The sequence below is a fragment of the Psychrosphaera haliotis genome (genome assembly GCF_039523615.1).
GTDB lineage: Bacteria > Pseudomonadota > Gammaproteobacteria > Enterobacterales > Alteromonadaceae > Psychrosphaera > Psychrosphaera haliotis.
In genome coordinates this window covers 261,119-273,562 of record NZ_BAAAFQ010000007.1, presented here as the reverse complement: position 1 = coordinate 273,562, position 12,444 = coordinate 261,119, and the positions used below count along the sequence as shown (strand labels likewise).

Here is a 12,444-nt window from a genome sequence, read left to right as displayed (position 1 = left end):
TCAACGTCTAAAAGAGAGCCTTATCTATAGAACCAACGGCATTCTCTTCAATAGCTCGCTGCCTTTCAGCTTCAGTGAGTATTCCAACTAAAGGCGTTCGTCTCCTATACTTTTTCATTTGATGCGAGTCTTCAAGAATGGCATTTTTAAAGGCAACCGAATCATCTATTACCTCTAACACACTAAGCCAAGTCAGGTACTCTCCATACCTCATACGGCCTGAATCTCTGCGGCTATCTAGGGTTTTCTGTATTTGTTCTAGGTAGATGGTGTCGCCCTTTTCATTAGCAGCAATTAATTTATCTGCGATGGCTACATGTATCACCAAGACTTGTTTGTCGATTAAGGCTTCTTTAAAGCCTCCTTTCGAAGATCGTGTAACGCGACTTTGTCTATTTGAGCTTAGTTGTCGTTTGTACACAATTTCTCCTCACCAGTCGTTAATCGTTAATCGTTAATCATCATATGCTTTACTGGTCAGTATGCACTTTGTTAGAAAAGCGAAAAGGTTTAGATTCTGTTGGCACAAGAGGAATAAGTTGGCTTGCGACTAGACTACACACAGCAAAGCCCGCGCCTATCATAAATACTAATGTGCTTGAATAAAGCCATACCATGCCAAGTAAAACAGGAATTATGACTGCCGCAATATGATTAATAGTGAAGCTGACAGAGGCGGTTGCCGCGATGTCCTTTTGATCCGCTATTTTCTGGAAATATGTTTTTATGGCAATAGCCAAAGCAAAGAACATATGATCAATTACGTATAGCGCAGCTGCGAGCTCAGCCGTTTCTACCAAGGCATAACCGACAAATACAAAAATCAATCCAACATACTCAAAGGTTAAAGCTTTTCGTTCGCCTATTTTGCCAACCCATTGTCCAATTTTGCTAGCAAATAACAGGTTAAAAATATAGTTAATACCAAACAAGAGGCTAATTTCACCTACCGAGTAGCCAAACTTTTCTACCATCATAAAGCCAGCAAATACCATAAATATCTGCCGTCTTGCGCCACTTAAAAAGGTGAGAACGTAATATAATGCGTAGTTCTTCTTCAAAACTATTTTTTTAGTTTGTACATGCGGCTGTTCATACATTGGAAAGCCAAAATAAAGTAATACCGTGACCAAAAAGCCTATTCCACCAGCAAGTAAATAGGTTGTCTTGTATGAAACATCAAACCAATCCATCAATAGCCAAATCCCGCCAAACGCTAATAAGGATGCAAAGGACTTCATTGCCAACGCTTTACCTAAAAAGTGCGCCGACTCTTTTTTGTCAACCCACTGTAAGGTTAAACTTTGCTGTGTGGTTTCGTAATAATGAAATCCAACCGACATAATAAACGTAGTGGCATATAGCCCATATTCTGTTGGGAAATAGCCCGTGAACGCGACACCAATACTGAGCACGCCAATAGAGTAGATGGCAAAGCGTTGTTCTTTAATAAAGGCCAGAATATAAATAGCGGTAAATGCCAAAAAGCCTGGAATTTCTCTAATTGATTGCAGCTGCCCAATTTCAGCGCCAGTAAAAGCGGCTTTTTCAATAACAAAGTTATTTAACAGCGTGGCCCACACTGAAAACACAAATGGCAAAATAAATGCCATGGCCAATAGAAAAATTTTAGGGCTAAGACGGTTCACTGCAACTCCACGAGTTAGTTAATGCTAGGTAATGTTATGGGTTTTATTCGTATGCTCTCTTTTGGCATAACTCAGATAGCCTTTAGCTATACTGTACTTATACCTCAGTTATAACCTCGTTGCCTCGCCGTTTAGTTCGGCTACAAAAAAGCCGCGACATAATCACGGCTCTATCAATACTCAACAAACGTTTAAAAGCTTATTGATTAAAAACCCATTACTTGAAGGAGTCTTGTAACGGTGGAACTACCTGCTTTTTACGGCTTAAAATACCGTCAATCCAAACACGATTCTCAGTCAGCGTTACATCAAATGCTTTTTCTATTACGCTAGTATCGTCTGAAACGACCAATAACTCTGATCCTTCTTTCATGATATCTGTTAGCAACAAGATAACCGAGTGACGGTTGCCTTCTTCTTTTAAGGATTGCAGATCAGCATGTAAGTCGTCTTTCATTTCGTCAAGCATTGCTAAGTCAATAACTTCCAATTGACCAATACCAACTAGCTGGCCTTTCATATTAAAGTCTTTAAAGTCTCTTAATACTAAGTCACGCGCTGGCGTACCTTCTACCGCAGACTTAACCTTAAACATATCCATGCCTAGCTCTTGGTAATCTTCAATACCAGCAATTTCAGCGAGTGCTTCAACACATTTTTTATCAGCAGTTGTACACGTTGGTGATTTAAATAAAACCGTATCACTTAAAATAGCCATCATCATTGCACCAGCAATGTCTTTAGGAATCTCGATGCCTTCAAAGTCATACATCATTTTAATAATAGTATTAGTACAACCTACCGGGCGGATCCAACACTCTAGTGGCGTTGATGTAGTGATATCACCCAATTTATGGTGATCAATAATGCCCAAAATAGTCGCATCATCAATATCGTCAGGACCTTGAACACGGTCAGAGTGATCAACAATATATAAACTCTCGCCTGCATAGCTTAATTTTAATTCTGGTTTTTCAAAACCAAAACGGTCAAGTATGAACATAGTTTCTGGCGACAGCTCACCTAAACGAGCAGGTACTGTTGGCTCACCCAATTCAGTTTTTAAATAAGACAATGCGATAGCTGAACAAATTGAGTCCGAGTCTGGAACCTTGTGGCCCACTACATAATTTGGCATAGAACACCTTTAAATCGTTGATTTTTAAGCCGCTGCCTAATGACTTTACAAAAACAAAAGGCGCTGCGATAAATGATAGTTTTGATGGCGTGAATTATAACCAAACCAGCGTAGAATTCGAGTGTGAATTAGCGAAATTCTATATTTACTCGTTGTAACTAAAAATGAGGAAAAACCAAGGTGACGTATTCATTGCTCAAATACGCCACCCTGATTTTGAGGAACGCGGTTTAATTACTGGTTGTGATAATCCAAACAGATTTTAACTTCTTGTTTAGAACCAAGAATAACTGGCACTCGTTGGTGCAGTTCAGTTGGTTGTAAATCAAGGATATTTTGTTCGCCAGTAGATACTAATCCACCAGCTTGCTCAACTAACATGCCCATTGGGTTTGCTTCATATAACAAGCGCAACTTATTTGGCTTTTCTGGGTTATCAGTATGTGCTGGGTAGGTAAATATTCCGCCTCGACACAAAATGCGGTGTACGTCGCCAACCATGCAGGCAATCCAACGCATATTGAAGTTTTTGCCACGGATACCCGCTTTACCATCTAGGATATCGCGGATATAACGTTGCATTGGTATATCCCACTTATGCTGATTAGAGCTATTAATTGCAAACTCTTGGGTTTCTTCAGGGATAGCAATGTTATCTCTGGTTTTTAAGAAAGAACCGTGGGTTTTATCTAACGTATAAAAATCAACACCTTTACCTGTGGTTAACGCTAGTATCGTAGATGGACCATACATAACATAACCTGCAGCTACTTGGTTGCGGCCAGGCTGTAAAAAGTCTTGTTCGGTAATTGGTGTACCATCTAACTTATCTTCAGGTACTGGTAAAATAGAGAAAATAGTACCTGTTAAGCTATTCACATCAATATTTGAACTACCATCAAGCGGGTCAAAGGCAACTAAAAAGCGACCGCCATGCTCGCCTTCAACAATATAGTCCTCTTCTTCCGACGCTATAGCTCTTACAAAACCAGACTCTAGCAGCATGTCTTTAAGTAACTGATTAGATAGTATGTCTAACTTTTTTTGTGTCTCACCTTGTATGTTTTCATTCAGGGTTGAACCAAGCACGCCAGACAAATCAGCTTGTCCCACACGAAAAGAGATATCCTTACAGGCTGCCAAAATGGTTCTGATCAGTGAGATCAAATCTAATTCCACGCCATCTTTACGCAATTCAGGTGCGAGTCTTTTCATTGTAATTAAAGCCTTTTATCTAATTTTATTGCCAATAGGAAACACTTAAAGGCAAGTTAATAAACTTTCACATCAAACACTAATTTAAAAGTGGGAGTGCGTTTTTATGATGCCGCTATTCTAACCAATTTTTAAGCTGAGTTGCAGTATTTTGGATCAAATTTATGAAAACATTCAATACAACTTACAGAATTTACTTTTCATCTTTCACGTTTAACCTTTTTAGGCCAACTTAATTATCAGCACTCGTTAAGTTATTGGTTCACTTCATTATGAATCTGCGGCACACTAAAATAGTATAAATAAGAGTCAAGCTACTAAAACTTATATGGTTTCGGGAATAACTATGAAAACAATTCGTCTTATAACAAGTATAACCATCATTTTTTGCTGTTTTATGACAGCCAACGCCGTTGCGAGTGTTAAATCAATTGCAGACTTTACTAACGGTATGCTTAAGGTTGATGGGTATTTCACGTTTTATTATGACAAACAAAATGATCAACTATTTTTGCAAGTAGACAAGCAAAACGAACCATTTTTATTTCAAAGTAGTCTTCCTCGAGGCTTAGGCTCTAACGATATTGGCTTAGACCGCGGTCAGTTAGGCTCCACGCGAGTCGTTCAGTTTGAAAGTTATGGCAATAAAGTGCTTTTAACTCAGTTGAATATGGATTATCGCGCTAATAGTGATAACAGAGCCGAGCAGAAAAGCGTTGAAGAGGCTTTTGCGAAATCAGTAATTTACGGCTTCGAAATCAAAGCAAAGGATCGCGGCACAGTTATAATCGACTATACGCCATTCTTGTTGAGTGATATTCACGGTGTTGCAAAAACACTCAAATCAAGAAAACAAGGAAGTTACAGACCGGTAAAAAATAGAAGCGCCGTTCACTTTGCAAAAAGTAAGTCATTTCCTAAAAATACAGAATTAGAGTCTATTGTTTCGTTTACTGGCACTAACCCAGGACAATACGTAAGACAAATAGCACCAGACAGTGAAAACATCACCGTTCACATGCATCACTCCCTTATCAAATTGCCAGACGACAAATACCAAGCTAGACGCTTTCACCCATTCAGTGGTTTCTGGAGTATTAGCCATAAAGATTACGCCGTATCTCTTGATGAAAGCATGGATGTAAAAGTTATTCCTAGGCACCGTTTAGATAAGAACACACCTATAACCTACTACCTAGACCCAGGTACACCAGAACCTGTAAGAACAGCATTGCTAGAAGGTGCAAGATGGTGGAGCACAGCGTTTGAAGAAGCCGGTTTTAAAGACGGGTTTATCGTTAAAATGCTACCAGAACATGCAGATCCTATGGATGTGAGATACAACACTATTCAATGGGTTCACCGCGCGACAAGAGGCTGGAGTTATGGCTCTTCCGTTATTGATCCAAGAACCGGCGAAATTATTAAAGGTCACGTTACTCTTGGTTCGCTGAGAGTCAGGCACGACTATTTACTGGGGCAAGGGCTTACTGGGCCATTTAATGATGGAGCAGAGTCAAACACAGACAAGATTAAAGAAATGGCCTTAGCTCGTATTCGTCAGCTAGCGGCCCATGAAGTTGGCCATACTTTAGGTATTGCTCATAACTTTGCTGCTTCTGCAAACAACAGAGCCTCTGTCATGGACTATCCGCATCCATTTGTGGAGCTAATAGATGGCAAAATCGACTTATCAAACGCGTATGCAGAAGGCATAGGCGAGTGGGATAAGTATGTTATTAAATATGGTTACCAAAAATTTGAGAACTCAGAACAAGAAGCCAAAGCCTTAGCATCATTAATTAGCAGTACGCAGGATAAAGGTCTACTTTATATGTCTGACTCCGATGCTCGACCAACCAGTGGCGCACACCCAACCGGCCATCTATGGGATAACGGCAAAGACGCCGCCGCAGAGTTAACTCGAGTAATGCAGGTGAGAGGCGTCGCATTAAAAAACTTTGGTCTTAATAACTTGGCATTTGACCGACCTATTTCAGACTTACAAGAAATCTTGATGCCAATCTATTTTTATCACAGATACCAAACCACTGCCGCGGTTAAACTGATTGGCGGTGTAAATTATGACTATGTAGTGAAGGAACGCGACAGCAAAAGCAGTGCAATAAATGCGAGGCCGGTAAGTTTTGAGCATCAATCACAGGCTTTATCTGCTTTGCTAGCTACTTTGCAAAACGAAAACCTAACCTTACCTAAATCTATTATTAGTTTAATTCCACCTAAAGCATATGGTAATTACCGCGATAGAGAGAGCGGTCCCACTAAAACGGGGTTAGCTTTTGATCCGGTGACACTCTCGTCAGCCGCTGCAAACCATACATTATCCGCATTACTAAATAGCGCTAGACTCACTCGAATAGCCCAGCAATCTAATCTAAATAGTAAATACTGGACGGTAGGTGAGTATTTACAAACAATATTACAGAATACTATAAAACAACCCTCAAGCGCCGGGCTAAACTCCGCGGTTCAGCAACGAGTTAACGCTGTTACTATTGAACTGATGATGGGTCGTTTGCTTGCTGAGTCTACTCCTATTGAAGTTAAGAGTGATTTATTTAATGAGTTGTCGCAGCTAAATGAGTGGCTTAAAAAAGAGTCGCATAACGCTAGTTCGGGCCAACGAGGCTTTTACCGCCTACTCAGTCATCACTTATCATGGTATTTTGAACATAGAAAATGGCTACCCTTGGTAGATCTCAGTACAATGCAACCAGGCTCTCCAATTTAAGCAGTAGTGTATTATGCATATTCATATTTTAGGTATTTGCGGCACCTTTATGGGCGGTATTGCCGCCATCGCCAAACAACTAGGTCACAAAGTCACAGGATCAGATTTAAATGTTTATCCGCCAATGTCGACTCAGTTAGAGCAACTTGGCATCGAACTAACTAAAGGCTGGGATGAGGCACAATTTAAGTCAGAGCCAGATTTAGTCATTATTGGCAACGCTATGTCTAGAGGGAACCCTGCCGTAGAGTATGTATTGGCACGAAACCTAGCTTATACCTCAGGTCCAGAGTGGCTTAAGCGGGAAGTATTGCAAAATAGATGGGTAGTTGCAGCATCAGGAACCCACGGTAAAACAACCACCTCGGGAATGGTAGCTTGGCTATTGGAATCCTGTGGAATGAACCCTGGTTATTTAATCGGTGGCGTACCTGGCAATTTTGATGTTTCCGCGAGATTAGGTGACAGTCCGTTCTTTGTTATAGAGGCCGATGAATATGACACCGCGTTTTTTGATAAGCGCAGCAAGTTTGTTCACTACCTTCCTAAAACATTGATCATTAACAACCTTGAGTTTGATCATGCCGATATATTTAAAGATATTGAGGCGATTAAAACGCAGTTCCATCACTTGATGAGAATATTGCCTAATAACGGTTTGCTGATCACTAATCCTGAAGATCAATATATAAAAGAAACCTTAGAAATGGGCTGTTGGAGTCCAATAGAAAGCGTTGAGGCCTCAGGTGAAACTAAATCAAATGCGGCGCACTGGCAGGTAAATGTCATTCCTAATGAGCATGGCCTTAAAGATGGTAGTCACTTTGAGGTTCTATTAAACGGCGAAAGTGTTGGTACGGTGAAGTGGTCTTTAACGGGCTTACACAATATACATAACGGTTTGGCTGCTCTTGCCGCTGCTAGACATTGCGGCATGGAGATTACACACTGTGTAGAGGCATTAAGTGCTTTTACTAACGCAAAACGCCGAATGGAAGTGCTACTCGAGCATAATGATATAACACTTTATGATGACTTTGCTCACCACCCTACCGCCATTAAAACCACGTTGGAAGGCTTAAGAGCTAAAGTAGGCAGCAATAGAATAATTGCGATTTTAGAGCCTCGCTCAAATACCATGAAGATGGGGGTTCATAATTCAACGCTCGCGTCTTCATGGCAAGATGCTGACGAGGTGCTGGTTTTCAATACAGATAAAGACTGGTCACTTGATTTAGCTGAAAATCAAACACACTTAAATATTTTCAACAGTATAGATGCTATTATCCAGCATGTGGTTGAACTCTTAGAGCCTAATGACCATATTGTTGTCATGAGTAATGGCGGTTTTGGTGGTATCCATCAAAAACTTAAGAATGTAATTTTACAGCAAGGCTAATCGTCTTTATGACTGAACAAAGTAGCAACACTTTTGATAGCACCTCAGACAGCTCATTTAATAGTTCTGAGTTTGATCGCCGTATAACAATTGCGATGACTGGAGCCTCAGGTGCGCCTTATGCGTTTGAGCTTATTCAACAGCTCGTTGATAAAAATATCCAGATTTATCTTTTGCTTTCATCGGCTGCAAAGGTAGTTTTAAAAACCGAAATGTCGTTAGACATGCCAAGCGCACCGACTCAGTCCACACAATGGTGCCAAACCCATTTTTCAGCAAAACCAGGTCAAGTTATAGTGCTTGGCAAAGAAGAGTGGTTTAGCCCGCCAGCGTCAGGCTCAGCAGCGCCAAAACAAATGGTAGTGCTGCCCTGCTCTACCGGTACACTATCGGCAATAGCAACTGGCAGCTCAGACAACCTAATTGAAAGAGCCGCTGACGTAGTGATAAAAGAACGGGGTCAATTGATCCTTGTACCGCGCGAAACACCATTTTCATCTATTCATTTAGAAAATATGCTGAAATTGTCTAACCTAGGTGTAACAATTATGCCTGCGGCACCGGGTTTCTATCATCATCCCAAAGAAATTAAAGACCTTGTTCAATTTATGGTTGCTAGAGTCATGGATCATTTAAATATTGAACAATCACTAGTTCCTAGATGGGGCTATACTCGTTAATCAAATATACAGAGAACCTTGAATTCTATGTTTGCATTAGAAATAAAAGATTTAAAAAAGACCTATCAGTCAAAAAACAGAACGGTAGAGGCTTTAAAAGGTATTAACCTAACGGTGGAAGAAGGCGACTTTTTTGCACTGTTAGGCCCAAATGGCGCTGGTAAGTCTACGACTATTGGTGTGATTAGCTCATTGGTAAACAAATCTTCAGGAAGCGTGAAAGTATTTGGCCATGACATTGACTCCAGCCTTGAAGACGCTAAGTCTCATATCGGTTTAGTACCGCAGGAATTCAACTTTAATCAGTTTGAAACTGTGCTGCAAATTGTTGTTAACCAAGCCGGTTATTATGGCGTAGAACGCAAAGTCGCCCTTGAACGTGCAGAAAAGTACTTAAAACAAACAGATCTTTGGGAGAAAAAAGACTCTCAAGCTCGCACATTATCTGGCGGTATGAAACGACGACTAATGATAGCAAGAGCCTTAATGCATGAGCCAAAGCTATTGATTTTAGACGAACCAACCGCTGGCGTAGATATAGAAATTCGACGCAGTATGTGGGATGCCCTGCAAAAGCTAAATAAAGAAGGCATTACCATCATTTTGACAACCCATTATCTTGAAGAAGCAGAAATGCTTTGTCGCAATATTGCGATTATTGATAAAGGCGTTATTGGTGAAAACACTTCAATGAAAAGTCTTTTGTCTAAATTGAACGTGGAAACTTTTGTACTAGATACCGCCGAGTTTGACAAAGAACCAACGATTACGGGCTTTAATACAAACATAAAAGACAATCATACAATCGAAGTGGAAGTACTTAAAGAGCAAGGCTTGAACAGTGTATTTACTCAATTAACAGAGCAAGATATTCAAGTTTTAAGTATGCGAAATAAAGCCAATCGATTAGAAGAATTATTTGTTCGATTAGTAGAAGACGGTAAAAAAGGAGCAAACGCGTAATGGGCAGTTATTCAGTAGCGTTAAGAGCTATATTAATAAAAGAGTGCACTCGATTTCTGAGAATATGGGTTCAAACCTTAGTGCCACCTGCTATTACGATGACATTGTATTTCGTTATTTTTGGCAACCTAATAGGTTCTAGAATTGGCGAAATGGGTGGTTTTGACTACATGTCTTTTATTGTCCCGGGTTTAATTATGATGTCGGTGATCACTAACTCATATTCAAATGTGGCAAGTTCCTTTTATAGTGCAAAATTCCAGCGAAACATTGAAGAAATGCTCGTAGCACCGGTTCCGAACTTTGTCATTGTACTTGGCTTTATTGGCGGCGGAATGTTGCGAGGCTTGCTGGTTGGTTTAATCGTAACGTGTGTATCGTTACTGTTTGTTGATATTCAAATACACAGTGTACTTACATTAATTGTGACTGTGCTAATGACATCTATGGTGTTTTCCTTAGCTGGGTTAATCAACGCTATTTTTGCTAATTCATTTGACGATATCTCAATTATACCTACATTTATTCTGACCCCACTGACTTATCTTGGTGGCGTTTTCTATAGCTTGAGTTTATTGCCCGAGTTTTGGCAATCTGTTTCTAAAATAAACCCAATTGTTTATATGGTTAACGCTTTTAGGTACGGTTTCCTAGGCGTGTCAGATGTTGATCTTTCTGTCGCTATATCAATGATTGTGGGCTTTGTAGTTATATTCTTTACAATTGCCATGACACTTATTAACAAAGGAATTGGAATACGCAGCTAAATATTTATTTTTTAGTTTGCCTTGTTGAATTGGGATCTTTGTCTAAACTTAAGTCGTTACAAGTAGTTATGGTTAATTTACAACCAGACGAACATTAAACAGCCCTTTATTATTAAAGGGCTAGCGGCACTCGCCGATATACTAAATGCTTTCGACAAAACAATAGGTAGATGAAGTGTGAATAAATTTCAAAATCTCAGCGTTTTCATAAAGATTAATGTCATTACATTAATTGCATTAATTGCACTGATTATTGTAATTGTTTTAAATGCCCTAGCGAGTCAGGAAAATAATAAAAACATTGATGATCTAAAAGATCGTCGGTATCAAATCGCTAAAATATCCACAGCAAATTCATTTATCATAAATCGTATTGATGAGTTGTATAGCCAAGCCGTCTCGTTTGGGGATGAAGAGCTAATCGCTAAAGCAAACGAAGAATATCAAGTTCTTAAAGGAAACATTACAAGCATTTTAAAGCTTGATAGAGCAAACCGCGCAAAGCTAGAGCAATTTGAAGAAACCCTTGATCAATATAATACGACCGCTCAAGAAATTGTGAGCACCTTCCTAAGCGGTGACGCTGATTTCTCTGTGATTCAACAAAAGTCTTCTGAAAAAGCAGAGTTGTTTAAACAATTAAATGATAATTTAGAGCAATATAAATCCCAATCAGACCATGAGTATGTCGAGCTTGCAGAAAATGCAAAAGAACGGTCTGAAAATACTATAATGCAAAGTATTGCAGTCTCAGTGGTATTAGTAATTCTTATTGTACTGCTTGGTGTATTCATTGGTCGTGTTATTCGACAAGCAGCATCAGATGCAGCTGAAACACTAGGTGAATTGGCTAAAGGCGATGGCGATTTGAAATCAACGCTAGATGTTCGAAGCGAAGATGAAATTGGCCAAATGTCGAAAAACTTTAATGGTTTTATGGAAGTACTAAGGGCCGCTATCAGTGACGTAATGGCTGTAGTGCAGCCGCTTTTAGATAATTCCACTCGATTAATACAACGCATGGAAGTTGCCGAATCCGCAATGCATAAGCAAAGTGAAGATTCAGAAATGGTGAAACAATCCATGGAAGAGATGAACCAAAGTGTTAATGAGATTTCCAACTCAGCTAATGAAGCGGCAGTGGCAACGGAGAACGCGGAGAACGAAGCCAATCAAAGTTTGGATATCTTGAACCAGTCAATGGCGGTATCTCAAGCTTTAAACAACGAAATTAAAGGTGCATCTTCAGTTATTCATAAGCTAGCACAAGACACTCAAAACGTTAATCAAATTCTAGACGTAATAACGTCAATCGCTGAACAAACAAACTTACTAGCTCTTAACGCAGCTATTGAAGCAGCGAGAGCCGGAGAACAAGGTCGAGGCTTTGCGGTTGTAGCAGATGAAGTCCGAGAGTTGGCATCAAGAACATCGAAATCGACAACTGAGATTCGAGAATTATTAAATGCTTTAACAGAAGCTGCAACAGCCTCAGTTGACTCAATGGAAAGTGCAAGCGCTCAAGCTGAACGTAACGAAGAATATGCAGCGCAAACAGGTAAGTCTGTTAATAAAATCGCTGGGCATATTAATACTATCCACGGTCTAAATACTCAAATAGCGACGGCTACTGAAGAACAAACTTCTGTTGCGAATACTGTAATGACAAACGTGAACGATATGAACCAGTCAATTGGTAGTTCTCTTGAAGCATTGGATGGCATTAGGGACGTATCGAAGAGTCTTCATACACTGTCTGATGATCTACTTGAAGCAGCGTCTAAATTTAAGCTTTAAACTGCAGTTATTAGATTTGATAAAAAAGGTCGCTCAGCGGCCTTTTTTGTTTTCTATTTCGGCGTTCATTTTGATAGACTTTAA

At 39.8% G+C, this 12,444-nt stretch carries 10 protein-coding genes; 6 read left to right on the top strand and 4 right to left on the bottom strand.

Annotated elements, in window-relative coordinates; translation table 11 throughout:
* Positions 1-7: 7 nt before the first annotated feature.
* The 4 genes from ABD009_RS10875 to ABD009_RS10860 all read right to left on the bottom strand — a co-directional run bounded on the left by ABD009_RS10875 (position 8) and on the right by ABD009_RS10860 (position 4,002).
* On the bottom strand, positions 8-421 hold the full coding sequence (locus tag ABD009_RS10875) for a hypothetical protein (RefSeq protein WP_343825312.1): 414 nt from the start codon (positions 419-421) through the stop codon (positions 8-10).
* Between the two features lie 49 nt (positions 422-470).
* Complete coding sequence (locus ABD009_RS10870) at positions 471-1,613, bottom strand: MFS transporter (RefSeq protein ID WP_343825722.1); 1,143 nt, start codon at positions 1,611-1,613, stop codon at positions 471-473.
* A gap of 253 nt (positions 1,614-1,866) precedes the next feature.
* On the bottom strand, positions 1,867-2,787 hold the full coding sequence (locus tag ABD009_RS10865; protein WP_343825310.1) for a manganese-dependent inorganic pyrophosphatase: 921 nt from the start codon (positions 2,785-2,787) through the stop codon (positions 1,867-1,869).
* 234 nt (positions 2,788-3,021) lie between these two features.
* Positions 3,022-4,002 carry a class 1 fructose-bisphosphatase gene (locus ABD009_RS10860; protein WP_343825308.1) on the bottom strand — a complete coding sequence of 327 codons (981 nt, stop codon included), beginning with the start codon at positions 4,000-4,002 and terminating at the stop codon, positions 3,022-3,024.
* Between the two features lie 346 nt (positions 4,003-4,348).
* Here ABD009_RS10860 and ABD009_RS10855 point away from each other — a divergent pair, with 346 nt between their 5' ends.
* From ABD009_RS10855 to ABD009_RS10830, 6 genes are all read left to right on the top strand, one after another.
* Entirely contained in the window at positions 4,349-6,754 is a 2,406-nt protein-coding gene (locus ABD009_RS10855; protein ID WP_343825306.1) for a zinc-dependent metalloprotease, read from the top strand.
* A 13-nt stretch (positions 6,755-6,767) separates the two neighbouring features.
* Positions 6,768-8,153: a UDP-N-acetylmuramate:L-alanyl-gamma-D-glutamyl-meso-diaminopimelate ligase gene (gene mpl, locus ABD009_RS10850; RefSeq protein WP_343825304.1), complete on the top strand. Its 1,386-nt coding sequence runs from the start codon at positions 6,768-6,770 to the stop codon at positions 8,151-8,153.
* 8 nt (positions 8,154-8,161) lie between these two features.
* On the top strand, positions 8,162-8,833 hold the full coding sequence (locus tag ABD009_RS10845) for a flavin prenyltransferase UbiX (RefSeq protein WP_343825302.1): 672 nt from the start codon (positions 8,162-8,164) through the stop codon (positions 8,831-8,833).
* 27 nt (positions 8,834-8,860) lie between these two features.
* Positions 8,861-9,796 (top strand): ABC transporter ATP-binding protein, encoded by a 936-nt coding sequence (locus ABD009_RS10840; RefSeq protein ID WP_343825719.1) that lies wholly within the window; start codon positions 8,861-8,863, stop codon positions 9,794-9,796.
* On the top strand, positions 9,796-10,563 hold the full coding sequence (locus ABD009_RS10835; RefSeq protein WP_343825300.1) for an ABC transporter permease: 768 nt from the start codon (positions 9,796-9,798) through the stop codon (positions 10,561-10,563). Before ABD009_RS10840 ends, ABD009_RS10835 begins: the two co-directional genes overlap by 1 nt.
* A 177-nt stretch (positions 10,564-10,740) precedes the next feature.
* Positions 10,741-12,360 (top strand): methyl-accepting chemotaxis protein, encoded by a 1,620-nt coding sequence (locus tag ABD009_RS10830; protein ID WP_343825298.1) that lies wholly within the window; start codon positions 10,741-10,743, stop codon positions 12,358-12,360.
* The last annotated feature ends 84 nt before the right edge of the window (positions 12,361-12,444 follow it).